18 protein-coding genes and 1 tRNA gene are annotated in these 25,763 nt (G+C 71.9%); 4 read left to right on the top strand and 15 right to left on the bottom strand.

The genetic code is table 11. The annotated features are described in order from the left end of the window. Nucleotides 1-123: 123 nt before the first annotated feature. The 6 genes from pbpC to cobT all read right to left on the bottom strand — a co-directional run bounded on the left by pbpC (nucleotide 124) and on the right by cobT (nucleotide 11,903). Nucleotides 124-2,127, bottom strand: a complete 2,004-nt coding sequence (pbpC, locus tag ACFQUV_RS19890; RefSeq protein WP_244601526.1) for a penicillin-binding protein 1C — start codon at nucleotides 2,125-2,127, stop codon at nucleotides 124-126. A 300-nt stretch (nucleotides 2,128-2,427) separates the two neighbouring features. Beyond that, nucleotides 2,428-7,689, bottom strand: a complete 5,262-nt coding sequence (locus ACFQUV_RS19885) for an alpha-2-macroglobulin (protein WP_129608552.1) — start codon at nucleotides 7,687-7,689, stop codon at nucleotides 2,428-2,430. Nucleotides 7,690-7,968: 279 nt separating this feature from the next. Continuing rightward, nucleotides 7,969-8,601 (bottom strand): Uma2 family endonuclease, encoded by a 633-nt coding sequence (locus ACFQUV_RS19880; protein WP_129608551.1) that lies wholly within the window; start codon nucleotides 8,599-8,601, stop codon nucleotides 7,969-7,971. Nucleotides 8,602-8,746: 145 nt separating this feature from the next. Continuing rightward, nucleotides 8,747-9,064, bottom strand: coding sequence for a hypothetical protein (locus ACFQUV_RS19875; protein WP_129608550.1), 318 nt, complete (start codon nucleotides 9,062-9,064; stop codon nucleotides 8,747-8,749). Between the two features lie 265 nt (nucleotides 9,065-9,329). Further along, nucleotides 9,330-10,772, bottom strand: coding sequence for an aldehyde dehydrogenase family protein (locus tag ACFQUV_RS19870; RefSeq protein ID WP_129608549.1), 1,443 nt, complete (start codon nucleotides 10,770-10,772; stop codon nucleotides 9,330-9,332). Between the two features lie 114 nt (nucleotides 10,773-10,886). Continuing rightward, on the bottom strand, nucleotides 10,887-11,903 hold the full coding sequence (cobT, locus tag ACFQUV_RS19865; protein ID WP_129608548.1) for a nicotinate-nucleotide--dimethylbenzimidazole phosphoribosyltransferase: 1,017 nt from the start codon (nucleotides 11,901-11,903) through the stop codon (nucleotides 10,887-10,889). A 15-nt stretch (nucleotides 11,904-11,918) separates the two neighbouring features. Here cobT and cobS point away from each other — a divergent pair, with 15 nt between their 5' ends. Together cobS and ACFQUV_RS19855 are read left to right on the top strand one after the other, a co-directional pair. Continuing rightward, nucleotides 11,919-12,701 (top strand): adenosylcobinamide-GDP ribazoletransferase, encoded by a 783-nt coding sequence (cobS, locus tag ACFQUV_RS19860; RefSeq protein WP_244601524.1) that lies wholly within the window; start codon nucleotides 11,919-11,921, stop codon nucleotides 12,699-12,701. A gap of 5 nt (nucleotides 12,702-12,706) precedes the next feature. Further along, nucleotides 12,707-13,282: a histidine phosphatase family protein gene (locus ACFQUV_RS19855; RefSeq protein ID WP_129608547.1), complete on the top strand. Its 576-nt coding sequence runs from the start codon at nucleotides 12,707-12,709 to the stop codon at nucleotides 13,280-13,282. 613 nt (nucleotides 13,283-13,895) lie between these two features. Here the strand turns inward: ACFQUV_RS19855 and ACFQUV_RS19850 are convergent. The 8 genes from ACFQUV_RS19850 to ACFQUV_RS19815 form a co-directional block, all read right to left on the bottom strand. Then, complete coding sequence (locus tag ACFQUV_RS19850; protein WP_129608546.1) at nucleotides 13,896-14,393, bottom strand: hypothetical protein; 498 nt, start codon at nucleotides 14,391-14,393, stop codon at nucleotides 13,896-13,898. A 612-nt stretch (nucleotides 14,394-15,005) separates the two neighbouring features. Continuing rightward, nucleotides 15,006-15,082: transfer RNA gene (locus tag ACFQUV_RS19845), tRNA-Arg, on the bottom strand. A gap of 153 nt (nucleotides 15,083-15,235) precedes the next feature. Then, complete coding sequence (locus ACFQUV_RS19840) at nucleotides 15,236-16,204, bottom strand: tripartite tricarboxylate transporter substrate binding protein (protein ID WP_165363838.1); 969 nt, start codon at nucleotides 16,202-16,204, stop codon at nucleotides 15,236-15,238. A 299-nt stretch (nucleotides 16,205-16,503) separates the two neighbouring features. Beyond that, a complete protein-coding gene (locus tag ACFQUV_RS19835) occupies nucleotides 16,504-17,223 on the bottom strand; it encodes an ABC transporter ATP-binding protein (RefSeq protein ID WP_129608544.1) in 720 nt (239 codons plus the stop codon). Further along, the gene (locus ACFQUV_RS19830) at nucleotides 17,223-17,939 is read right to left on the bottom strand and encodes an ABC transporter ATP-binding protein (protein ID WP_244601523.1); all 717 of its coding nucleotides are present in this window, start codon (nucleotides 17,937-17,939) and stop codon (nucleotides 17,223-17,225) included. The genes ACFQUV_RS19835 and ACFQUV_RS19830 overlap by 1 nt, the downstream gene beginning before the upstream one ends. Continuing rightward, a complete protein-coding gene (locus ACFQUV_RS19825) occupies nucleotides 17,917-18,867 on the bottom strand; it encodes a branched-chain amino acid ABC transporter permease (RefSeq protein WP_111383655.1) in 951 nt (316 codons plus the stop codon). Before ACFQUV_RS19825 ends, ACFQUV_RS19830 begins: the two co-directional genes overlap by 23 nt. Then, the gene (locus tag ACFQUV_RS19820; protein WP_129608543.1) at nucleotides 18,864-19,748 is read right to left on the bottom strand and encodes a branched-chain amino acid ABC transporter permease; all 885 of its coding nucleotides are present in this window, start codon (nucleotides 19,746-19,748) and stop codon (nucleotides 18,864-18,866) included. Before ACFQUV_RS19820 ends, ACFQUV_RS19825 begins: the two co-directional genes overlap by 4 nt. 130 nt (nucleotides 19,749-19,878) lie before the next feature. Continuing rightward, the gene (locus ACFQUV_RS19815; protein WP_129608542.1) at nucleotides 19,879-21,075 is read right to left on the bottom strand and encodes an ABC transporter substrate-binding protein; all 1,197 of its coding nucleotides are present in this window, start codon (nucleotides 21,073-21,075) and stop codon (nucleotides 19,879-19,881) included. A 243-nt stretch (nucleotides 21,076-21,318) separates the two neighbouring features. On the opposite strand from ACFQUV_RS19815, the gene ACFQUV_RS19810 reads away from it, so the two are divergent. Then, nucleotides 21,319-22,710 carry an amidase gene (locus ACFQUV_RS19810; protein WP_129608541.1) on the top strand — a complete coding sequence of 464 codons (1,392 nt, stop codon included), beginning with the start codon at nucleotides 21,319-21,321 and terminating at the stop codon, nucleotides 22,708-22,710. Between the two features lie 146 nt (nucleotides 22,711-22,856). Continuing rightward, on the top strand, nucleotides 22,857-24,026 hold the full coding sequence (locus tag ACFQUV_RS19805) for an SbmA/BacA-like family transporter (protein WP_129608540.1): 1,170 nt from the start codon (nucleotides 22,857-22,859) through the stop codon (nucleotides 24,024-24,026). A gap of 64 nt (nucleotides 24,027-24,090) precedes the next feature. On the opposite strand, the gene ACFQUV_RS19800 is transcribed toward ACFQUV_RS19805, so the two are convergent. Then, nucleotides 24,091-25,455, bottom strand: a complete 1,365-nt coding sequence (locus tag ACFQUV_RS19800; protein WP_129608539.1) for a GH1 family beta-glucosidase — start codon at nucleotides 25,453-25,455, stop codon at nucleotides 24,091-24,093. Nucleotides 25,456-25,763: the final 308 nt, after the last annotated feature.

Here is a 25,763-nt window from a genome sequence, read left to right as displayed (position 1 = left end):
GGGCGGGAAAGCGCCCCGGGAACCATGGCAGGGCCGTTGTCGCGGCGCGGCAACACCCGGCGAAATAGAGCCTTTTCAGTAATTTGGATGGACTGTGCGGGGCTGGTCGCGGACCGCCCGGCGCTATTGCAGCCGGACCAGGACGCTGTCGGTCGCGCCGCGGGCGTCGGTGACGGTGAGGCGGACGAAGCCGGGGCCCTCCGGCCTCACCGTGGTGCTGCGGCGGTCGCGCAGCACGGCGCGCGGCAGGCCGTCCACCATCACGGTCACCGGCCCGCTGCCGCCGGCGATCTTGACGGCGAGCGCGGCCGGCTCGCCCGCCTCGCCGGCCAGCTCCAGCCGCGCCCCGTTCGGCGGAAACACGATGCGCAGGGGCGGCTCGGCCCCCTGGCTCGGGAGCGCCCCCGGCCGGAACCGCTGGAGCGGCAGCGGCAGCTTGCCGGTGGAGGCGAACAGCGCGCCGCGCGGCGCCGGCGGCAGCGGCACCAGCGGCCTGCCCAGCCGGGCGAAGGCATCGAACAGAATCGGCGCCGCGGTGGCGCGGCCGATCAAGCCCGGCACCGGCGCGCCGTCGGGCCGGCCGACCCACACCCCGATGGTGCGGCGGCCGTCGAAGCCGACCGCCCAGGCATCGCGATAGCCGTAGGAGGTGCCGGTCTTGAAGGCGATGCGGCCACCGGCGGCATTCTCGGGCGGCGGCGCCCCGAGCAGCACATTGCCGACGTACCAGGCCGCCACCGGCTCGACCAGCCGTAGCGGCGGGTTGGCGGCGGTTGTGTCGTCCAGCCGCTCGGTGAGCGGCACGGTGGTGCCGAGCCGGGCCAGCCCTGCATAGAGGCCGACCAGATCGGCGAGCGTGATCCCGGTGCCGCCGAGCCCCATGGCGAGGCCGGGCGCTTCGCCGGGCGGCAGCACCAGCCTTCCGCCCGCCTGGGCGAGCCGCGCCGTGAAGCGGCTGGGGCCGACCTTCTCCAGCACCTGCACGGCGGGGACGTTGAGGGAGAGCTGGAGAGCACGCCGCGCCGTCACGGTGCCCTGGAAGGTGAGGTCGAAGTTCTCGGGCGCATAGGCGCCGTAGCGGGTCGGCCGGTCGTCCAGCAGGGTCTCGGGGTGGATGAAGCCGTCCTCGAAGCCGAGCGCGAACACGAAGGGCTTGAGGGTGGAGCCCGGCGAGCGGACCGCCAGCGTCATGTCCACCTGCCCGGCCCGCCGGGCGTCGGTCCAGTCGGCCGAGCCGACCCGGGCCAGGACCTCGCCGGTGGCGTGCTCGACCGCCAGGACGGCGACCGACAGGTCCGGGCCGAGAGCTGTCGCACGATCCTTCGCCAATGCTTCGAGCACAACTTGAAGCGGCGCCTCCAAGGTCATGCGGTGAATGTTCTTTTCCGGGTTGTAAGATACCATCCGGTCGGCCGCGTGCGGGGCCGTCATCGGCATCGGCCGGCGGGCCGTGGGCACCGGCTCGGCCTTGGCGCGGTCGATCTCGCCGGGCTCGACCACCCCGGCCGCCGCCATCCGGTCGAGCACCCGGTCGCGGGCTCTTCGCGCGACGTCGGGCGCCCGGTCGGGCCGGCGCGCCTCCGGGGCCTGCGGCAGCGCCACCAGCAGCGCCGCCTCGCCGAGCGTCAGCCGCCGCGGCTCCTTGCCGAACCAGGCGAGCGAGGCCGCCCGGATGCCCTCCAGGTTGCCCCCATAGGGGGCGAACCCGAGATAGAGGGCGAGGACCTGGTCCTTGGTCAGCGACCGCTCGATCTGCACGGCCCGCACCATCTGGCGCAGCTTGGCGGCGACCGACCGCTCGCTGCGCGGCTCCAGCAGGCGGGCCACCTGCATGGTCAGGGTCGAGCCGCCCGACACCACCCGGCCGGTGGTGCCGAACTGCCAGGCGGCCCGCAGCAGCGCCGCCGGATCGACCCCGGCATGGTCGTGGAACCGCCGGTCCTCGTAGGCGAGGAGCAAATCGAAAAAGCGCGGGTCGACGGCGTCGGCAGTCGCCGGCAGGCGCCACCGCCCGTCCGGGGTGGCGTAGGGCCGTAGGATGCGACTGTCGCGATCGACCACCACGGTCGACCAGGCCAGCCGCTCGCCGAGCGGCGGCGGGCCGAGGGACTGCACCCACAGCGCCATCCAGAACGCCGCCGCGCCGAGGCCGACCCCGGCGAGCACCGCAGCGGCGACGAGACAGCGCGTGGCGCGGCGCCAGCTACCATCCCGGTCATTCCGGGACGGCGCAAAGCGCCGGACCCGGAATCCAGCCGGGTCTTGCGCATCTGCCGCCGGATTCCGGGTTCGTGGCGCCCGGACGGCGCGAAGCGCCGATCCGGGTGCCGCGCCCCGGAATGACCCATGCGACACAGCCTCCGCGAAGCCAGAGGGTTCGGCCGTGCCCTGTTGCCCGTCCGGTCCCATGACCTGGTGATCCGCCCCCTACTGCCTGGCCACCGTCACCTCGACGGTGCCGGTGCCGGTGCGGCCGAAACGGTCGGGCCGGTACATGTCCTCCACATAGGCTTGCGGCAGCACGTAGCGGCCGGGCGACACCGCCCGCACCACATAGGCCACCGTGAACACCGCCGGCGACTTGGCGTTGCGCTCGAAGGCGGCCGAGAAGCGGTCGTCGCGGAACTCGGCCTTCACCGGCTCGGCAGCGTCCTCGATCCAGTCGAGCGTCCCGGTCTCGCCCGACGAGACGAGGCGCGGATTGTCGATCTCGAAGCCGGCCGGCAGCGGATCGACGACGAGGACGCGGCCGAACTGCGGCTGCGGCTCGGTGATCTTCAGCACCACGGCGAAGCGCTGGTTCTGGCGGGCTTTCGAGATGTCCACCTTGGCGCCGTCGAGGGTGTGGTAGGTCCGCTCGATCTTGAATCCCCGCTCGGCGGCAGGCTCCGGCGTCAACGGCGCCCCCGAGACCGACACCACCGCCTGCACCGGCGCCTCGCCGGTGTTGGTGACGCGGAAGGGTGTCGCCAGCTCGGCCGGCCGCAGCGTCCGGTACAGCGGGCTGGTGCGGGTACTGCCCGCGACCTCCAGCGACAGCGGCACCGACTTGGACAGCGCCCGCGCGGCGAGCACCATCCAGGCGTTCTCCTGGGTCGAGGTGTAGAAGGCGCGCGCCCGCGCCTCCTCCACCCCGCGGAGCGCCGCCGGCAGCAGCGCCGGCGCGGCGCCGCTCTCGGCCGCGAGCGCCACCACGGCGGCGGCGTCGCGGAGCGTCGAGCCGTAGTCGGGACGGCCGAACTCCAGCGCCTTGGGCGGCTCGATCGCCTGCACGGCGGCCGCCATCACCCGCTCGGCCCGCACCCGGTCGCCGAGCAGCGCCAGGGCGGCGCCGATCTGCGCTTTCGCCAGCGGGGTCGCGACGTCGCCGAGCTTGGTATCGGCGATGTAGCGCAGGTCGCCGACCGGCGCGGTGCCGTTCCGCGCCAGCACGTAGAGCGCATAGGGCAGATCCTTCGCCCCCTCCTTGCCGGGCTCCGGCGCGTTGGCGACATGGTTGCGCAGCCGCTCCAGCGCCAGCTTGAAGGCGTTGTCGGGGACCACGAAGCCGCGCTCGCGCGCCCGGGTGAGGAAGTCGGTCACGTAGGAGTCGAGCCAGACGTCGTTGCCGCCCGTCCCCCACAGGCCGAACGAGCCCGAGGAGTCCTGCCGCGCCAACAGCCGGTCGACGGCGTCGCGGATGCGCTGGTCGGCATCGGCGTCGAGGGCGAGATGCGCCTCGACCGCGAGGTCGTTGACGTAGAGGAGCGGCAGCGCCCGGCTGGCGATCTGCTCGGAGCAGCCGAACGGATAGCGGTCGAGCGCCTTGAGCAGCGTCGCCACGTCGAGCGCCGTTGACGGCCCGACCGACAGCGCCAGCGACCCGGTGCCCGGCACGAGATCGCCGACGAGGTCGGCGCCGAGCGACAGGCTCTCGCCCCGGGCGATGGTGCGCACGGTGCGCCGGGTGGCGATCTGGGTCGCCGGCTTCACGGCGAGCGGATAGGTCCGCTCCAGCGCGAAGCCGTCGGGACCGGCGACGGAGACCGTCACGGTCGCGGTGCCTGCCGCCGTGGCGGTGACCGACAGGGAGAGCGCGCCGCGCTGGCGCGCCGGCAGCCGCACCGTCTGCGGCCCTGCGGCCGCGATCGTAGCCGGCCCGTCGACCGCCGCGGTCACACGATAGTCGCCGCCCTTCCCCTCGACATTGTCGAGCTCGACCTGGAGCGTCGAGCGGTCGCCGGTGAGCAGGAAGCGCGGCAGCGTGGCGGTGAGCACCACCGGATCGCGGACCGTCACGTCGGTCGAGGCGCGGCCGACCTTGTCGGCCGACCAGGCGACCGCCATCACCCGGACGGTGCCGGCGAAGGCCGGGATGTCGAACGTCACCTCGGCCTTGCCGTCCGGCCCGACCGGCACGACGCCGGAGAACAACGCCACTGGCGGCTGGGTCGGCGGCGAGCCTTGCAGCTCGGCCGCGGCGGCGTCGCCGCCGGTGCGGATGGCGCCCACCGTGCCCTGCATGCCGTCGATCAGGTGGCCATAGAGGTCGCGGAGATCGGCCGACAGGCGGCGCTGGCCGAGATAGTGCTCGTCGGGCGCCGGCGGCTTGTAGCCGGTGAGGTTGAGGATGCCGACATCGACGGCGGCGACGACGATGCGGGCCTCGCCGCCCGACAGGCCGCCGACCGTGACGGGCACCCGCAGGCTCGTGCCGGGCCGCATCAAGGGCGGCGGTGCCAAGCCCACCTGGAGAGTCCGCCCGGCGCGGTCGACCGCCACCCACTGCACCCCGATGGCGCGGCCGGGCATCCGCTTGGCCTCGGTGTCGAGCGGCCGCAGCAGGGTCGCCACCACATAGGCGCCGGTGCCCCAGTCGCTGCCGACCGGCAGACGGATCTGGCTCGTGCCTTGCGGTACCTCCTCGCTCACCGTGGTGATCAGCCGATCGCCCACCACCGACAGGCGGACGCGGCCGGCCGTGCGGGCCGTGACCGACACCGCGAGGGTGTCGCCGGCCTTTACCTCCGGCTTGTCGACGGCGATCTCCAGGAGGTCGGGCGTGTCGGCCGACGCCTCGGCGAAGAAGCCGGCGTCGAACGACAGCGAGGTCACCGGCCCGTCCGCATCGGCCGACGAGACGTCGAGCCGGTAGCGGCCCCAGGCGACCGGCGCCGCGATGCGGGCCGGCTGATCGGGCGCGACGTCCAGGGTACCGTCGGCGACCCGCCGGGAGGTCTTGATCGGCTCGAACTGCCACGTTCCGTCCTGGCGATACCACTGGTAGCGGGTATCGATTCTCAGGAGCTCGTACTTCAGCCCGCGGCGCGCCAGCGGCTTGCCGTCCGGCCCGACCACGACGACGTCGAACGCCGCGGTCTCGCCCTCGCCGAGCGAGCGGCCGGAGAACAGCGGCCTGACGCCGATCATCGGACCGGCCGGAGCGACCGGCAGGGTCAGCTTGCGCTCGACCGCGCGGCCGCCGGTCTCCGCCATGCGGACGACGATCAGCGCCTCCAGCGGCCGGCTGCCCTCCGGTAGCTTGTCGAGCGTCACCGGCACGGTGGCGCGGCCCTTGTCGTCGGTCGCCGGCAGGTCGTCGAGGGTGGTGCGCGCCGCGTCGGCGTCGTGCTCGGCCTCGTCGTCGGCGACGCCGAACGTGTAGCCCGGGAAGCCGGGCCGCTCCTTGGCGACCTTGACGGTGACCTCGCCCTCCAGCTCCAAGTTGGCGGCCGGGGCCCCGTACAGGAAGCGGCCGTCGACGGTCAGCTCGACCGGCACGCCCTTGGCGATCGCGGTCGCCTTGGTGGACAGGTCGAACTCGATGCGGTCGGGGACGTAGTCCTCGACCAGGAAGGTGGTCTCGCCGACCGGCGGACGCTTGGGATCGGTGTAGGCTTTCAGCCGCCAGGTGCCGGTCGGCGCGGTGGCGACGATCGGCAGGTCGTAGGTGCGGCCGCCCAACCCCTGATCGGCCACGACGGCGCGGCGGTGCTCGACTCCGTCCGGGCGCTCGAACACCAGCGTCAGCGGCACCCCCGCGGCGGCGGCGCCGAGCCCGTCGCGCAGCAGCGCGGTGGCGTGGACGGTCTCGCCGGTGCGGTAGACGCCGCGCTCGGTCACCACGAAGGCGTCGAGCCCGGCCGGCGCGGCGCGGCCCTTGACGCCGCGGTCGGAGAGATCGAAGGCCGGCGCCTTGAGGCTGAGGAAGCCGTAGTCGCGGCCGTTGTCGGCCGAGCCGACCAGCATCGCGGGGGCGAGCCCGCCCTCGCCGCGGGCAAGCCCGGTCTCGAACACGGCGTGGCCATCCTGGTCGGTGCGGCGCACCGCCAGCACCTCGTTGTTGCGAGCGACCAGACGAACCTCGACGCCAGCGCGCGGGGCGGCGCTCGCCAGCGAATTGACGAAGACATGGATGCCGTCCCCGCCCGACAGCGCCGACAGGCCGAGATCGGAGACCACGAACCATTGGGTCGCCAACGCGGCGTAATCGGTGTCGGTCGGCCCCTTGGGCTCCGCCGACATCACGTAGACGCCGGGCTCCAGGGTCTTGATCGCCTGGGCGACCGGAAACGCGGTGGTCACCTCGGCATTGAGCGGCCAGGCCGGCACCTGGAGATCGCCGGACCACACCTTGACGCCGCGGCTCTCGGCGATGCGCTCCAGCTCGTAGCGGTCGAGATTGCGTTCGAGGTCCTCCCCGGCCACCGGGTCGATCAGGTTGCGGTCGCCGATCCGGTAGACCTGGACCGCGACGGTGCCGGTGTTGACGCTGACCACCGGGATGCCCTGCTGGCCGTTGCGTGGCAGCACATAGGCCTTGCCCGAGAAGCGGACGAACGGCTTGCGGTCGCGGACATAGAGATTGTACTCGGCCACCTTCTGGAGGCTCTCCTTGACGCTCGACGGCAGCCCCGGCCGCAGCGTGACGGTGTAGCGCTCGCCGTGCTTGAGCCCTTCGACGCAGAGCTGGCGGTCGTCGGCCCGGATCGCCGGCTTGTCGATTCCGGCGACCGCGACGAACGGCGAGAGATCGGTGCGCGGGCCGGGCAGCGGCTCGGAGAACTGGAAGCAGGCGCGCGGCGACGCCGTGTCGGCGTCCACGGAATAGTCGAGCAGCCGGAAGCCGTGCTCGCCGCGCAAGGATTCGTAGCGGGCCCGGACATCGGCGGCCTCGCGCAACTCCAGCGACAGCCGCAGCGCGTCCAGCGCCGGCCGCCAGATCTTGCGGTCCGCATAGGCGCGGCCGATCAGCACCAGCGCCTCGGCCTCGTCGGCCGGGGTGGTGGCGCGCTGATAGGCGATATAGGCCGCGGTGGTGCCGCGTTCGAGCAGCGTCGCGCGCTCGCGGTCGTCGGTGGCGCGGGCCTGGAGCACGGCGCGCGACAGCCGCAGCCAGTTGGCGGCGGCGTTCGGCGCCACGGTGACGAGCTGGCCGAGCGCATTGAGCGCGGTGCGGGTGTCGTTGCGGGCGAGCGCCGCGTCGGCGTCGCGGCGGAGCTGGTCGGCCGATCGGGTGACGCTTCCGGCGTCCTTGCGGATCTGCGCCTCCAGGCGGATCACCGCATCGGCGAGGTCGTCGCGCTGAAATGCCTTGTCGGCGGCGTGGGCGACGCCGGCCGCGGCGAGGCCGGCACAAGCGAGGCCGACGACGACGAGCGGCAAAGCGACCAGCGCGGCCGAGACGGCGGTGCGAAGACGGGCGAACATCGACAACCTCCCCTGCCCCGGGACATGGCGGCGGCCCGGGCCTATGCCGGCACCGACGCGCCGGATTCGAGACCGCCACGACTCCGGCAGCAGCATGATGGAGTCGTGACAGTAGCGCAGTCGTGACGGTCGCGCAGTCTGGATGATCGCGTGAGGGCGAGTGCCGCGCCGTCCCGGGAGCGGCATGCAAGCCGTCCTGGGCTTGGTGTCGCGGGATAGAGGCGCGGTTCGAAGCCGGACTTCAGAGCGCGGCCCCTGCCGCGTCTCGACGACGGCCGGCTACGATGCGGATGGCGCCTCGTCACGGCGGCCGCCGTCATGGACGCCGGCGAAAATCTCGGCCATTGGCAGATCGAAGCCGAGCGGCCCGACCGGGGCCACGGCCTCCAGCCCCTCGATCACCTGCGGGCCGGCCGCGAAGCTCTCGCCGGCACGGACCCACAGCCATGCCTTCGGCTCGTCCTGGGCCACCACCAGATAGGCGAGCAGGCTCGGCAGCCGGAGATACTCGGCGACCTTGTCGCCGAGATCGATGGTGCCCGACGACTCCGACAGCACCTCGGCGATCAGGACCGGCGTTGAGGTCATCTTGGATTTTGAATCGGTGCCCAGGGGGACCACCAGCACATCCGGCGCCCTGATCGTGTAAGGCCCAGTATCGGTCGCCACATCGGCCAGAACCTCGAGGCTCTGGTGATCGATCCTGCTGTCCAACGCCCGGATCAGGTTCCGGACGATTCGGGCGTGCCCCACCAATGGCCGTATCATCATCACGACCCGCCCCCCGACGAGCTCGTAGCGCTCCTCCCGAGCACCCGCCCAGTCGAGGAACGTCGCCTTGTCCATGCGCAATTGCGGTACGTTCATGGCGGCCTCTCGTCGCGTGTCGCAATCGTAGCGTGGATCGGCCACGGGCGGAATATCGCCCCGCCCTACTCCACGGCGTCGAAACGGGTCGCGTACGGGCGGGCCTCGAAACACGACGGGAGCGCCCGGCCTACGGCCGGACACTCCCGTTCGATGTCAGATCGATATGGCTGTTGCGGCGCGCGATGCGTCAGCGCGAGCCTGAGCCGCTGCCCGTCCGCGAACCGCCCGTACCGGAGCCGCCGGTGCTCTGGCCCGAGGTGTGGCCCGGCGCGTAGCCGGAGGCGCCGGGCTGACCCGGCTTGGACCCCTTGTCCTGCATCTGCTGACCGGGGCTGTAGCCCGATGCCCCCGAGCCGGTGGTGCCGCGGTCCTGCATCTGTTGCCCCGGTGCGCTGCCGGAGGCTCCCGGCGAGGAGGTCGAGCTGCCGGAGCCGGAACTCTGCGCCCAGGCGGACGACGCGGCGAGCAGCGATGCGGTGGCGACGATGGCGAGCTTGGATGTCATGGGTCCTCCATGGTGTCAGAGCGCCGACCGCAGACGGTCGGGTGACCAGACGGCCTCGTCGGCCGGCCTGCGTCCGCGCTGCCGGGAGAACGGGCCGATGGAGTCGTCGTTCCGAATGTAGAAGAGCAAATGCCACGTCGGCATCGGGATGACGGCGCCTGACGGCGCCGCGACCGATCCGCGCTTCATCCTGTGGTTCGGCTCTGGTCGGCCGGAGCGGGCCGCGGCCCACACCACGGCTCCTGCTCATCCTCGCCGGCCTACCTCACGCCAGGGTGTAGCTGGTCTTCACCGTGGTGAAGAACTCGATGGCGTAGTGGCCCTGCTCGCGCGGGCCGTAGCTCGATCCCTTCCGGCCGCCGAACGGGACGTGATAGTCGACGCCCGCGGTCGGCAGGTTGACGTTGACCATGCCGGCGTCGGAGTTGCGCTTGAAGTGCGTCGCGTATTTCAGGCTCGTGGTGCAGATGCCGGACGACAGGCCGAAGGTGGTGTCGTTGGCGACGCTCAGCGCCTCCTCGTAGTCCTTCACCCGGATGACGGCGGCGACCGGCCCGAAGATCTCCTCGCGGGCGATCTGCATGTCGTTGCGGCAGTCGACGAACAGCGCCGGCTGCAAATAGAAGCCCTGCTTGTCGCGGTTCAGCCGCTCGCCGCCCCAGTGCAGCCGAGCACCCTCGCGCTTACCGATCTCGATGTAGCGCAGATCCTGATCGAGCTGCGCCTGATCGACCACCGGGCCGATGTTGGTGCCGGGCTTGAGCGCATCGTCCACCACCAGCGCCTTCAGCCGCTCGGTGAGGCCGGCGACGAAGCGGTCGTGGATGCCCTCGGTGACGACGAGCCGCGTCGAGGCTGTGCAGCGCTGGCCGGTCTGGTAGAACGCGCCGTTGGCGGCGCACTCGACCGCAACCGCCAGATCGGCATCGTCGAGCACGACGAGCGGGCTCTTGCCGCCCATCTCCATCTGCACCTTCTTCATCACCGGCGCCGTCACGGCGGCCTGGGCGATCTTGCGTCCGGTCGCCACCGAGCCGGTGAACGAGATCGCCGCCACGTCGTCGTGCGACAGCAGCACCTCGCCGACCTCGGAACCGCGCCCCATCACCAGATTGAACACGCCGGCCGGCACGCCCGAGCGAGCGATGATGTCGGCGAGCGCCCAGGCCGAGCCCGGCACCAGATCGGCCGGCTTGATCACCACGCAGTTGCCGTAGGCGAGTGCCGGCGCGATCTTCCAGGCGGGAATCGCGATCGGGAAGTTCCATGGCGTGATCAACGCGACGACGCCGACCGGCTCGCGCGTGACGTCCACCTCGATGCCGGGCCGTGTCGAGGCGAACTTCTCGCCGGCCACGCGCACCGCCTCGCCGGCGAAGTAGCCGAACACCTGGCCGGCCCGCGTCACCTCGCCGATGCCGTCGGCGAGCGTCTTGCCCTCCTCGCGGGAGAGCAGCCGGCCCAGCTCCTCGCGGCGCGCCAGGATCTCGTCGGAGATGCGCTTGAGGATCTCGTAGCGCTCGTGCGGGCTGGAGCGCGCCCAGGCCGGGAACGCCGCCTTGGCGGCCGCGATGGCGGCCTGCGCGTCGGCGCGGCTCGCCCGCGCATACTCGCCGACCACGTCGGCGACGTCCGACGGGTTGATGTTGGGCGCGGCATTGCCGGCGGGCGTCCACGCGCCGCCGATGAAGTTCTGATGCACCGTCATGAAGGCCAAGTCTTCCGAATGGGTCCGGGGGTTCGGCCCGGGATCATAGAGGCTCGGGGCGGCGGCGCAATGCGGCCGCCCCGGCGGATCGCTCGCGGCCGCCCGGCGGCCACGTCACACCGTCTTCTCGGCCACCCCGGCTTCCGCGAAGGTCGCCATGCCGGCGTGGCACGCGATCGCGGCGCGGGCGAGCAGCATGGCGGTGGCGGCGCCGGTGCCCTCCCCGAGCCGCATGCCCAGATCGAGCAGCGGCGTCAGGCCGAGGGCCGAGAGCACGGCCTTGTGGCCCGGCTCCGCCGACACGTGGGCGGCCCGGCAGTGCGCGAGCCCATCAGCGGCGAGGCGGGCGAGCGGCAGCACCGCCGCGGTGGCGACGAAGCCGTCGAGCAGCATCGGGATACGATGGCGCCGCGCCGCCAGCGTGGCGCCCAGCATGGCGCCGAGCTCGCGCCCGCCCAGCGCCGCCGCGACGGCGAGCGGATCGGCGACCCGGCCGGCGTGGCGGGCGAGGCCCGCGTCCACCGCCTCGCGCTTGCGGACGAGGCCGGCATCGTCCACCCCGGTGCCGCGGCCGACCCAGCGCGAGCCGCCACCGCCCAGCAGCGCCGCGCACAGCGCCGCCGCCGCCGTGGTGTTGCCGATGCCCATCTCGCCGACCGCGAACAGATCGAGATCGGGAGCGACGGCCCCATAGCCGGCCGAGACGGCGGCCAGGAACGCCGCGTCGTCCATGGCGGGGGCGCGGGTAAAGTCGGCCGTCGGCACGTCCAGGTCGAGCGACACCACCGAGAGGGCCGCGCCGGCGGCTTCGGCGAGACGGTTGATCGCAGCGCCGCCGGCCGCATAGTTGGCGACCATCTGGGCCGTCACCTCGATCGGGAAGGCCGAGACGCCGCGGGCCGCGATGCCGTGATTGCCGGCGAACACGACGATCCCGATCCGGTCCAGCCGGGGAATCGCCCGCCCCTGCCAGCGGGCGAGCCAGATCGCCAGATCCTCCAGCCGCCCCAGGCTGCCGGGCGGCTTGGTGAGCTGGCCCTGGCGGGCGATGGCTTCGGCGGCGGCGGCCTCGTCGCCGGCCGGCAGGTCGCGACAGGCGGCGCGAAGCTCGTCTAGAGTGGAGAAGATCAAGGTGAGTCCTTTTCGATGACCAGCGATATTGGCAATGGAAACGGCATGCGCGAGTGGCAGGACGATCTGCGCGTCGCGATCAGCCTGCTGACCCGCATTCCCGTCGCGCATCCGGACGGGCCGGCGCCCTCATACCTCGCCCGCGCGCTTCGTGTCTTCCCGCTCGTCGGGGGGGTGATCGGCGGCGCCGTCGGGGTGGCCTATCTGGGCCTCCTTCTCATCGACGTGCCGCCGCTGGCGGCGGCCGCGCTGGCGCTCGGCTTCAGCGCCCTGCTCACCGGCGCGCTGCACGAGGACGGCCTGGCCGATGTCGGCGACGGCTTCGGCGGCGGGCGGGACAAGGCCAAGAAGCTCGAGATCATGCGTGACAGCCGCCTCGGCACCTATGGGGCGCTGACCCTGATGGTGGCCTTCGCGGCCAAGATGGCGGCGCTCGCGGCACTGCCCCGGGTGGCGGTTCTGCCGGTGCTGGTCACCGCCTATGCGCTCGGCCGCGCCGCCATTCCGCTGCTCGCCCTACGGCTGCCGCCGGCCCGCAAGGATGGGCTCGGCCACGCGGCCGGAACCCCGACCCAGGCGGTCGCCGTGACGGCGGCGGTGATCGCCGTGGTGCTGACCTTGATCATGCTGCCGATCCGCGAGGCGGTGTTCGCGGTGGCGGTGGCGGTGGCGGCGGCCGCCGCCATGGCGGCCCTGGCGCTGCGGCAGATCGGCGGCCACACCGGCGACGTCTTCGGCGCCGCCGAGCAGACCGTCGAGATCGCCGTCCTGGTGATGTGCGCAGCCCGCTTCGGATGAGCCCGATGGTCGACGCGGACGAACTGCGCCTCTGGCTCATCCGCCACGCCCCGGTGGCGGGGCCGCGCGAGGTCATCCATCCGCCGGATGCGCCCGCCGACGTCGGTGACGATGCCGCCTTTGCGGCCCTGCGGGCCTTGCTGCCGAGCCAGGCCGCCGTCTATGCGAGCCCGGCGCGCCGGACGCTCGCCACCGCCGAGGCGCTCGGCCTCGCGCCGGTTCCGCAGCCGGACTTCCGCGAGCAGGGCTTCGGTGCCTGGACGGGCCGCCGCCACGACGACCTCGCGGTCGAGCTCGGCGACGCCTACCGGGCGTTCTGGGACCAGCCGGCTCGCCACCGGCCACCGGGCGGCGAGAGCTTCATCGACCAGATCGAGCGGGTGCGGCGCGGCCTCGCGGCCCTGCCGGCGGGCGACGCCGTGCTGGTGGTGCATTCCGGCACGGTGCGGGCGGCGCTGGCCATCGCCCTGGAGGTGCCGCCGGAAAGCGCGCTGCGGTTCGTGATTTCGCCGCTGTCGCTGACCCGCATCGACCGCGTCGCCGGCGGCTGGCGCATCCGCTACGTCAACCGGCGGCAGTGAAGCGCCTCGCAAGAGCGCGCGGAGGCGGCGTCTCTCGGCGTCTCCTGGCCTCGGGGCATGTCACGATCGACGGTCCGGACCGTCCACCGATTCAGGCCGCTCGGCATGAACGGCCCGTCTCGCGAGCCAGTCATTGCGCCACTGCGCCGTGAGCGCATAAGCCGCAAGCCCCAGGAGGTCTCGGCCGCTGCCGTGCACCCGCTCGGCCCGGCCGACGAGGGCCTCACGCTCGATCAGCTCGCGGCGCGCTACCCTGCGCCGCAGATCGAGTCTTGAGATGCACCCGATTCCTCGCGCTGATCTCGGCTGCGATTGTTGCATCGCTGGGGCTTGCATAATGGGCTGCCTCAACGACACCCCGCATTCGGGCCGTGTCGGCCGCGTCACCGGGCCGCGCGGCGAGCGCCGTCCGACCGAGCCCCGCGACTATGCGGCCGCGCCCGGCACCGGCCCGTCCGGCGAGATCTGCGGCTCCTGCCGGCACATCCCACGGGACAGGCGCTTCCGGAAATGCACGCTGGCGCGCGCCCTGTGGACGCACGGCCCCGGGGTGAACGTCCTGGCTCGGAGGCCGGTCGACGACTTGGCCGACTGGTGCTCGCTGATCGGCCCGTCAGGCTCCGGGCCGACGACGGTGCACTGCGGATGGCGCGGCCGATGGAGGCAACGGATCGAGCCGCGGGGGTGGTGGCGCCAAGCGCCCGTCGCTGGTGGGGCCGCACAGGCCACCGAGTGCCACGGCGACATTGGTGTTGGTCGCCTCGGCCTCTCGCGCGGCCTCGTCGCAGGTGACCCAATCGGCGCGGCGCGCGAGCACATATTCGACCCGCGCCCAGAACAGCCGATAAAGCGGCACGCTCGCCATTTGCCCCTCATAGGGGGTGGCGCTGGAGCCGCCGTAGGAGGTGCCCGCCTCGGATACGGAGATCGACGCGCGGAGTGCGCCAGACGCCTCGGCCTCCACAGCAAATTCCCATTTTTCGCGCCCCTGGCTGGACGCCAGGACGACATAAATCACGTAGCGGCGGAGCCCAACGAAACCATTCATCGTGTGGCGAAACTCGAAATCGGCCGGATCCGATTGCTTGAGCACCCGTTCGGCTGCCGTCACGAGCCGCTCGCGCGTCTCCCCCGGGTATGTCCGGGTCGCCTCCGCGAGAAAATCGCTGCGGTCCCTGATCTGGTGAGGCGCCGCGCACCCAGCCAGAGCTATCGCCGTCACTGTCGTTACGACACCACGCATCGCGTCCCCCGTCCCCCTTCTCCGCGGCCCTAAGCTACCGCCCACCCAGAACGCGGGCAAGGCTAGCGGCTAACCCCGCGCGTGGGTTGTGTCACGCCTGACGGCATTACTGCAGCCGCGCCCCCTCGCCTCCCCGTCCCGCGCCCAAAGCCCGGAAATTCCGGCATGACTGACCACCACAGCAGCCCGAATGCCATCCTCCAGGCCGCCATAATGACGGGTCGCCTCGGCACGCCGGCCATCGCGCTGCCCGAGGCGCTGGCCGACGCCTGCCTCATCCTCGGTGATTTCGCCAGCGCGCTGCGACGCCGCCATCCGGGCGGCCCGACTGCGCCGCCACGCTCGATGCCACGACGCGCAACCTGTGGCGCCGATGCGCTCCGGCGGAACAAGCCGGGTCGAAAAGTTGCAACTCAAGCAGCTGGTTGCAACTCCAACCGCCAAGCCTCCGCGTAGAGAAAATTGATTTTTAAGCGTTTTTGGCGACCCCGCCTGGACTCGAACCAGGGACCTTCAGCTTAGAAGGCTGCTGCTCTATCCGACTGAGCTACGGGGCCGTTGGATGCTGCCGGCGAGCCCGCCCGCGGGGGCTGGATCGGGCTCCTGGCCGGTCGCCCGTATAGCGCATCGGGACGCGCCGCGCATCCCCGTCACGGCCGCAGGACCCACGGTTCCTCTCGGCCTCCCCGGACGGGGAGGCCCGCAGGACCTCACCGAGGCTCCAGGCCGGCGCGGACGACGATGTCGCGGTAGCGGGTCCGCTCGGCCGCCGTGAAGGCGTAGAACTCCTCCGGCGAGAGCGGCGCCGCCACGGCGCCGATCTCCTTCAGCTTGGCGGCCATCTCGGGGGTTCCGAAGATGCGCTTCACGTCGGCGGCGATCCGGTCGACCACGACGCGCGGCGTGCCGGCCGGGGCGAACAGCCCGTGCCAGGACGGCGCGTCGAAGCCCGGCAGGGTCTCGGCGATGGTCGGCAGGTCGGGGACGGTCGGGCTGCGCTCGGTGCTGGTCACGGCGATCGCCCGCACGGAACCGGACTTGGCCAGCGGCCAGGCGAAGGTGATGTTGTCGAAGGCGAGGTCGACATGGCCGCCGACGAGCGCCGCAGCGACGTCGTTCGAGCTCTTGTAGGGCACATGGACCAGCTCGATGCCCGCCATCATCCGGAACAGCTCGGCCGGCAGATGGGTGGCGCTGCCGACCCCGGACGAGCCGTAGGCGAGCGGCTCCTTGCGCGCCTTGGCATGGGCGATCAGCTCGGCCACGGTGCTGACCGGCAGCTTGGGAGTCACCGTCAGCAGGTTCGGCACCTTGGCGAACAGGCTGATGGCGACGAAGTCCTTGTCGGCGTCGTAGCGCGGGTCCTTGTAGACGAAGGGCGCGATCGCCTGGGTGCTGGCGGTGCCGACCAGCAGCGTGTAGCCGTCGGGCCGCGCGCGCGCCACCCAGGCGGCGCCGAGGGTGCCGCCCGCTCCCGCCTTGTTCTCGACCACGAAGGGCGGCTTGTACTTCTCCTGCATGCCCTGCGCGAACAGGCGCGCGAACATGTCGGTGGTGCCGCCGGCCGAGAAGGGCACGATGACCGAGACGTTGCGGGAGGGCCACGCCTCCTCCCCGTGGGTGCTCGCGCCGGTGGCCACCACGGCCGCGGCCGCCAGGAGAAACTCTCGTCGTCGCATCGTCGGCTCCATCGCTCTGGGGGATGAATCCAGCCGTGCGTGGCGGCCGAACATCGGCGAGCCCGGGTGGCCGTCCACGGCCCGCTCGAAGGAGCGGGTCGGACGAGCGTCGTGGTCGCCCGGACAATTGTCAACAATCCTTCTGACAAAACGGCCGACAATTCCGCGGGTCTGGTTCGATGGCCGGACAGAGGCCGCCCCTCGCGTGCGGCCCCTCGCGTGCGGCCCCACGCGAAGGCGCGCATGCCGGGCGGCGCAGGCCGACCCTCGGCCGCGTCGCGCCGCGGAGCGCCCTCGCCTCACAGGCCGAGATACGCCTTGCGGATCATCGGGTGGCCCGCGAGCTCCTGCGACGGGCCGTCGAGCACCAGCCGGCCGTTCTCCAGCACATAGGTGCGGTGGCTGACGGCGAGCACCTGCTTGACGTTCTGCTCGACCAGCAGGATCGGCATGCCGGTCTCGGCGACGCGGCGGATCGCCGCCATCACCTCCTTCACCAGCAGGGGCGACAGGCCGAGGCTCGGCTCGTCCATGATCATCAGCTTCGGCCCCAGCATCAGGGCGCGGGCGATCGCCACCATCTGCTGCTGGCCGCCCGAGAGCGTGCCGGCGCGCGCTCCCGCCCGCCGGGCGAGCTCCGGGAACAGCGCCTCGACCCGCCCAAGCGCCGCGTCGCGGGCCGCGCGGGCGGCCGGCAGCCAGGCGCCGAGCAGCAGGTTCTCGCGCACCGTCAGGTTGGGGAAGAGCTGCCGGCCCATCGGCACGTGCGCGAGGCCCCGGCGCGCCATTTGGTGCGGCCGCGCCGCCGTCATCGGCTCGCCGTCGAACACGATGCGGCCGCGCCACGGTGCGATCATCCCGGATACCGCCCGCAGGATGGTGGACTTGCCGCTGCCATTGCCGCCGACCAGCCCGACCAGCTCGGCGCGGCCGACCGCGAGCGACACCCCCGACACCACCTCGAGGCTGCCATAGCCGAGGACGACGTCCTCGACGCTGAGGATCGGGTCCGCCGTCATCAGTCGGTTCCCAGATAGGCTTCGATCACCCGCTCGTTCGCCATCACGTCGCACGGCGCCCCCTCGGCGATCGTCTCGCCGCTGGCCAGCACGACGACGTGGTCCGACAATTCGACCACCGCCTGCATGATGTGCTCGACCATCAGCACCGCCAGCCCACGCTCGGCGAGCCGGCGGACCAGCGCGATCATCTCGCGCAGCGCCGGCGGGTTGAGGCCCGCCATGATCTCGTCGAGGAACAGCACCTTGGGCGTCACGGCGAGCGCCTTGGCCAGCTCCAGCCGGCGGCGGCGCGCCAGATTGAGATCGGCAGCCGGCTGGTCGTGACGATCGGCGAGCCCGACCTCGCCGAGCACCGCCAGGGCGAGGCGCTCGGCCTCGCGCCGCCGCGGCTCCGTCAGGAAGGCCGGCACCAGCACGTTCTCCAGCACCGTCAGCTCCTCGAACGGCCGCTCCGTCTGGAACGTGCGGCCGAAGCCGAGCCGGGTGCGGGCGAAGGCCGGCAGCGTGCCGACATCGCGGCCTTCCAGCGTCACGCGCCCCGCCTGCATCGGCGCGAAGCCGGTGATGGCGTTGAACAGCGTCGTCTTGCCGGCCCCGTTGGGGCCGATCAGCCCGAGAATCTCGCCGGCGCCAAGCGCCAGCGACACCGCCTTGACGGCGGTGACGCCGCCGAACCGGACCGTGATCTGCTCAGCTCTGAGCACGTCGCGCATAGCGCCTCCGCACATGCCGGCGGACCAGCTCGCCGACGATGCCGCGTGGCACGAACAGCACCACGGCGAGGATCAGCACCCCGTAGATCAGCAGGTTGGCCTGGGCGAAGGTGGTGCGGAACGCCTCCCCGGCCCCGACCAGGATCAGCGCCCCGACGGCCGGCCCCCACACGGTGCCGCGGCCGCCGATGATGGCAGTCAGCGCGATCTGCACCGAGAGCAGCAGCGAGAAGATGACGTGCGGCTCGATGAAGGCGAGCACCATGCCGTAGAGGCCGCCGCCGACCGCAGTGAGCGCCGCCGACAGCATGAAGGCGCGCAGCTTGACGCCGGTCGGATCGAGGCCCGCCGCCATCGCGGCCTCCTCGTCCTCGCGCACCGCGCGGAGCTGATAGCCGAAGCGGATGCGCGACACGACGATGACGGTGGCGATCACCCCGGCCGCGAAGGCGAGCGCCAGGTAGAACTGCGCGGTGCGCGAGAACAGGTCGATGCCGAACGGCTCCGGCAGCGTGGCGATGAACACCCCGGTGGCACCGCCGGTCAGCCAGCCTTCGTTGATGGCGATTAGCCGCAGGATCTCCGCCACCGCGATGGTCGACAGCGAGAAGTACGGCCCGCGCAGCCGGAACGTCGTCCAGCCCCAGCCATAGGCCAGCACGGCGGCCGCGACGGCCGCGAGCGGCAGCGCCCACCACGGCGCGATGCCGTGCGAGGCGCCGATCGCCACCACATAGGCGCCGAGCCCGACGAACGAGGCGTGGCCGAGGCTCACTTGCCCGTTCCACCCGCCCAGCACGTCCCAGGCGGTGGCCCAGCCGGCGAACAGCAGCACCGTGATGGCGATGGTGAGAGCGCCGGGGAAGACCAGCGGATACACGGCCCCGACCACGACCAGGACACCGAGGCCGACGAGATGCGTCGTCATACGCGCTTCACCGTGCGGCCGAACAGGCCCTCGGGGCGAAACAGCAGGATCAGCAGGAAGGCGGCGAGCCCATACGCCTCGCGATACTCCGAGGCGAGATAGGAGGCGCCGAGCACCTCGACGACGCCGAGCACGATGCCGCCGGCGATCGCCGCCCCGACACTGCCGAGGCCGCCCAGCACCGTCACCACGAACGCCTTGAGGGTGAACACCGCCCCCATGTTGGTCGGGGTCGCGAACAGGAGCGGGATCAGCGTGACGCCGGCCACCACCGCCAGCATGGTGCCGAGCCCGAACACGATGGCGTGGATGGTGCGCGTGTCGATACCGACCAGCTCGGCGCCGAGCCGGTTCTCGGCAGTGGCGCGGATGGCGCGGCCGATCTCGGTCCGGTGCAGCAGCGCATAGAGACCGGCGATCGCCGCGACGGTGGCGGCGCCGGCCACGAGCAGCACCATCGACACGTGGACGCCGCCGATCGAGATCGTGGTCGATGCGTACGCGACCTGCACCGAGCGCGGCTCGCCGCCGACCGTGAGCAGGATGGCGTTGCCGATGATCAGCGAGATCCCGAGCGTGGCGAGCAAGGCCGACTCGGGCGGCGCGTCGACGATGCGGGCGAGCACCAGGCGCTCGACCAGCATCCCGGTCAGGAAGCCGACCGGCACGGCGATCACCAGCGACAGGTACGGATCGAAGCCGAGCAGCGCGTTGAACAGCACGGCCGCATACATGCCGAGCACGACGAAATCGCCATGCGCGAAGTTGATGGTCCGCATCACGCCGAACACCAGCGTCAGCCCGACGCCGACGAGCGCGTAGACGCCGCCCATCAGGACGCCGTTGGCGAGATTCTGGAGAAGGATCACCCAGTCGGTCATGCCATGGTCCGCTCGGCGCGGGGGCGTGCTCCTCGCAACGCTCGCCGCGACACCACCGTTCCCGGCAACGGCACCGCCGGCCGGGAACGCCCTGCCACCTACGCTCTGCTGTTCGCCCGCCTGAGCCCGATCAGCGCGCCGACCACGCCGGAGTCGGATGGCGGGGCGGCTGCGCCGCCAGATCGGCCGGGAACACGGTGACGTGGCGGCCGTCCTGGATCTGGAGGATCAGGCTGCGGATCGGGTTCTGGCCCTGGACGCCGTCGGCGCTCTTGAAGTTGACGGTCGTCACCGGCGTGGTCATGTCGGTGGCGGCGAGCGCGTCGCGCACCGACTCGCGCGACTTCGGATCGGCCCGCCCCAGCGCATCCGCCGCCACCATCAGGGCCAGATACCCTTCCGCCTCGTAGAACGACGGCTCGCCGCCCGCCTTCGCCTTCAGGCGCTCGTGGAGATCGCCGGCGCCCGGATACTTGACGTCGCGGCTCCAGCTCACCGCGGTGGCGACATACTCGGCCGACGGGCCGACCTGCTGGACGAAGCTCGGCAGCGCCGCCGAGGTGTCGATGGCGATCACCTTGGCACCGAGGCCGACCTCGCGCATCTGGCGGGTAATGGCGACGCCGTCCTCGGCATAGGAGACGATGTAGAGAATGTCCGGGTTGGCGGCGCGGAAGCGGTTGAGGATCGGGCGGAAGTCGGTGACGCCCTGATCGTACGCCTGATCGCCGACGATCTTGTAGCCGCGCGCGGCAGCGAGCTGCTTGCCGACCTTGCCGAGCGACGACGGCCAGGCGCCGTTGCCGTAGATCATCGCCACGCTCTCCAGCGGCACATTCGTGTTGGTCGCCTTGAGGTGGTCGAAGTAGTCGAAATAAGCGGTCGCCACGATGGTGGAGGTGTGCTTGGCGCGGAACACCCAGGGCGAGCCCGGCTTGGTGATGCTGTCGTCGGCGCTGCCGAGCACGATCAGCGGCACCTTGCGGCGGGTGAGGAACTGGGCGAGCGGCCCGGTGATCGACGAGGCATAGGAGCCGATCACCACCGGCACGCCTTTGCCGGCGAACGCCTCGGCGGCGGCGAGCGCGCTCTGCGCGTCGGAGCGATCGTCCTGGATGCTGAGGGTGAGCGGCTGGCCCTTGACGCCGCCCTTGGCGTTGATCTCGTCGAGCGCGACCTGAAGGCCGGTGCGGTAGCGCTCGCCGAATGCCGCGAAGTTGCCCGACAGGCTGTTGATGACGCCCACCTCGATCTGGGCCGTCGCCGGAGCCGGAGCCGCGAGCGCCATCACGGCGGCCGCCACGACGGCCGCGAACGAACTCCTCATTGCGTTACCTCACCGATACGGTTCTTGTGCGGATCTTGTGCAGATCTTTGGAGGATCGGATCGAGCGTCGCAGCGCGCGGCGCATCGCTCCGTCGGGTCTCGTGGTGGAAGCGTAATGTGCCGCCGCGCGCGTTGCCAATCGATTTTTATCGACATGCGACGACCCTGCACTATCCTCTGACCGCCCTCGCGCGCCCCCGTCACCAGATCAAAATTCTCGTCCGCAGCTCCGAGACCACCATCATGCCTGTGCTGGATGCCGATCCGCTCGCCGAGGGAGGCATTGCCGATTTCGCCCGCGCGTTCCGCGCCGGCACCATCACGTCCGAGCAGGCGACACGCGCCTATCTGGCGCGGATCTCGGCGCTCGACGGGCAGCTCGGCGCCTTCCAGCACGTCGCCGCCGAGTCGGCGCTGGCCACCGCCTGCGCCATCGATGCGCTGCACCGCGCCGGCACCGATCTCGGGCCGCTGATGGGCCTGCCGGTGTCGGTCAAGGATCTGTTCGCGGTGGACGGCATGCCGATCACGGCGGGCTCCCACATGGCGGTCGACGACATCGCCGGCCCCGAAGGTCCGCTGGTCAGGAGCCTGCGGCGGGCCGGCTGCGTGATCCTCGGCAAGACCAGGACGGTCGAGTTCGCGCTCGGCATCACCGGCGTCTCGACGCCGCGCGGCACACCCGTGAACCCGTGGGACGCGGCCACCCGCCGCCTGCCGGGCGGATCGAGCTCGGGCGCCGGCGTCGCGGTCGCCGCCGGCCTGTGCGGGCTGGCGATCGGCTCCGACACCGGCGGCTCGGTGCGGGCGCCAGCGGCGTTCTGCGGCGTGTTCGGGCTGAAGACGACGCCCGGCGTGTTCGCGACCGAGGGCGCGGTACCGCTCGCCCCCCATCTCGACACCCCGGGCCTCCTGACTCGCACGGCCGCCGACGCCGCGATCGCCTTCGCGGCCCTCACCAGCACGCCAGCGCCACAGCCGCGGCCGGCCAGTCGGCTGCGCCTCGGCGTGCCCGACGACTACGTGTTCGACGATCTCGATCCGGCGGTCGCGGCGGCCGTGACGGCGGCCCTGGAGGCGGCCACGGCGGCCGGCATCGGCCTCGTCCCGGTCAGCCTGCCGGGGCTGCGCGAACGCGAGGAGTACTTCCCGGCCGTGCTGCCGGCCTGCCTGATCGCCACCCTCGGACGCGAGCGCTTCCTGGCGGGTCGCGATCGCATGGACCCGATCGTCGCCCGCCGCGCCGCCCACGGGCTGGAGGTGACGGCCGCCGCCGTGATGGCCCTGGAGGCGCGGCGCACCCGCACGCGCCGGCAGGCCGCCACCGCCCTCGCCGGGCTCGACGGCTGGGTGTCGCCGACCACCACAGTGCCGGCGCCGCCGGTCGCCGCGCTCGACGATCCGGACCGCGCCCTCGCGCTCGCCCTCGGGATGACGCGCAACACCCAGCCGGCCAACTATTTCGGCGTGCCCGCCGTCACCCTGCCGCTGCCGCGCCCGGCCGGCGCCCTGCCGGTCGGCGTCCAGGTGGTCGGCTACGAGCACGGCGACGCCGACGTCCTGGCGATCGCGCTGGCCCTGGAGGCGATCCTCGGCACCGGCGGCTCGCCCGATCTGTCGGGCTTCGTGGGCTGACTGCGAGCCGAGGACGGGGGCTGCGACATGTCGCACATCCCGGATCGACCCAACTTGATCTCCGCCCGCACCGGGGTAAGCCTTGCGGGTGCGTCGGGCGACGTCGGGCCTCGGCCCGTCGGCGGCGTGACGCGGGACGCTATCGCATGTTCGAGCCGAACGGAGCCGCCGACCGCGGCAGACGCCTGTTCAGGCGCTACTGGGCCAGCGCATCCGGCTTCTGGAAGGGCCGCTCGGCCCGGGTGAGCTGGCCGTTGACGCTGGGCCTCGTCGCCATCGCGTCGGCGCAGCTCACCGTCCAGTATCTGCTCAACTACTGGAACCGCGACTTCTTCAACGCGCTGGAGCGGCGCGACGCCGTCGCCCTGTGGCACCAGCTCGCCCTGTTCCTGCCGCTGGCGGCGCTCAGCGTGTCGCTGTCGGTCACCTCGGTGTGGGGCCGCATGACCACCCAGCGCAAATGGCGCGAGTGGCTGACCCAGCACCTGCTCGGCCGCTGGCTCGACAAGGACCGCTACCAGCGCCTCGGCTCCGTCGACGGCAGCCACCAGAATGCCGAGTACCGCATCTCGTTCGATGCGCGCATCGCCACCGACGCGCCCGTCGACATGGGCATCGGCCTGTTCAACGCCTTCATGACGGCGATCGTGTTCATCAACGTGCTGGGCAGCGTCGGCGGCAGCTACACCCTCACGCTGGCCGGCCACGCCGTCACGATCCCGGGCTATCTGGTGTTCGCCGTGATCGCCTACACGCTGCTGTTCACCGGCGGCATGGCGTTCGTGGGTCGCAACCTCACGGCGGTGATCCAGGCGGAGAACCAGGCGGAAGCCGAGCTGCGCGCCGCCACCAATGCGATCCGCGAACTGGGCGAACGCACGCCGCCGGCCTCGGTGGAGCTGGAGGAGCTGGTCGGGGTGCGCGACGCGCTCGCCCAGGTGCTGCGGCGCTGGCGCCAGCTCTGCTTCCAGTTGATGGGCACCACCGGAGTGTCGCAAACCGACATCCTACTGGCCCCGGTGACCGCTTGGATGCTGTGTGCGCCGAAATTCCTGGCCGGCGAGATGACGCTCGGCGAGCTGACCCAGGCGTCGGCCGCCTTCGTGTCGGTGCAGGTCGCCTTCAACTGGTTCGTCGACAACTACCACCGCGTCGCCGAGTGGCGCTCGTCGGTCAACCGGGTGGCGACGCTGCTGCACGCACTCGACGACGCCGACCAGGCGCCGCCGGACGACGACGCGGCCGCAGCCGCGTCATCGGGCGCCCGCGACCCGGGCCGCCGGGCCGATGCCGACGCCCTGCCGGGCGACGCCTGACCGGCGCGCCCGACGGAGCGATCGAGAGGGCGTCCGCCGCGGGGGCTGGCGGACGCCGCCGCCGTCAGGCGATCGCGGGTCCCCCTCCCGCAGAGGACCGGATGAGATCCGCATACCAGCGGAACGACGTCTTGGGGATGCGCCGCTGGGTGGCGTAGTCGACGTAGACGAGGCCGAACCGCTGGCTGTAGCCGGAGCCCCACTCGAAGTTGTCGAGCAGCGACCAGACGAAGTAGCCGCGCACATCCGCGCCCTTCGCCCGCGCTTCACCGAGGGCATCGATGTAGGACTTCAGGTAGTCGATGCGCGAGGGATCGTCGACCTCGCCCTTGTCGTCGACGACGTCCTGGTTGGCGGTGCCGTTCTCCAGCACATAGACCGGCAGCTTGTAGCGCTCGGACAGGAAGATCAGCGTGTCGCGGAAGGCGTCGGCCTCGATCGGCCAGCCCATGCTGGTGCGCCGGATGCCGTCCGGTGCCGGACCCCAGCCGACCCCGAGCGGATTGCCGTCCCACGCCTTCATGTAGTGCGGCGAGTAGTGGTTGAGGCCGAACCAGTCGATCGGTCGGCAGATGCGGGCGATGTCGCCGGCCTGCGCATAGGGCTCGATCAGGTCGGCGAGCAGCGCCGGATAATGGCCGAGAAGCTGCGGGTCCGCGAAGGCGCCGTTCCAGTAGGCGTCGAACAGCGCCGCCGCTTTCACGTCCTCGGGCGCCGGCGTCGCCGACCGGCACGGCTGGATGTTGTGGACGATGCCGAGCGAGGCGTCCTTCACCTGCGCGCGCAGCACGTCGATGGCGCCGCCGTGGCCGAGATTCACATGGTGGATCGCCCGGTGCAGCATGGCGCGGTCGACGATGCCGGGCGCCTGCCCGGTCATCACGAAGCCGAACAGGGTGAACACCGAAGACTCGTTGAAGGTCGCGAAGCGTTTCACCCGGTCGCCGTAGCGCCGCGCGATCAGCGCGGCGTAATCGGCGAACCAGAAGGCGCAGTCGCGCGCCGCCCAGCCGCCGAGATCACCGAGCGCCTGCGGCAGATCCCAGTGGTAGAGGCACATCCACGGCTCGATGCCGGCCTCGAGCAGCGCGTCGACCAGCCGGTCGTAGAAGGCGAGACCCGGCTCGTTCACGGCACCGCGGCCCTTCGGCAGCACCCGCGGCCACGACACCGAGAAGCGGTAGGCGCCGACCCCGAGGGTCTTCATCAGCGCCACGTCCTCGGCGTAGCGATGATAGTGGTCGCAGGCGACCTCGCCGGTGTCGCCGTTGGTGATGCGGCCGGCCTGGCGGCAATAGCTGTCCCAGATGCTCGGCCCCTTGCCGTCCTCGCTGGCGGCGCCTTCGATCTGATAGCTCGAGGTGGAGACCCCCCACAGGAACGGGGTGGTGGTGGCGGCGGCGGCCGTCGTGGGCGCGCGCGTACTCATGGCTTTCCTTCCTCGCAGTCACGTCGACAGGCGAGCTTAACGGGCGACGGCTTGCCGGAGTGTTGACCGTGATCAAGCACGACGGTCGCAGCGTCCGACAGTGAGGCCACGATCTCGGCGCGCGGCGCGCATGGCGGTGGCGCAAGCGCAAACATCCTTACGCAATAGATCGGAGTTTCTCGTCGCGGCGCCCAGGAGGAGAGTCGATGCAAGGACCGCCGCCCCGGCGGCGCGGACCCGACATGGAAAGCCGCGCGTAGCTCTGCTGGCGCGGACGTGCAGTGCCGTCGGTGGCGGATCGCGCGGGG

The organism is Rhodoplanes sp. P11 (assembly GCF_964266735.1).
In the GTDB taxonomy this organism is placed as follows: Bacteria; Pseudomonadota; Alphaproteobacteria; order Rhizobiales; family Xanthobacteraceae; genus Rhodoplanes; species Rhodoplanes serenus.
This window is presented reverse-complemented; position numbering and strand designations above follow the sequence as displayed.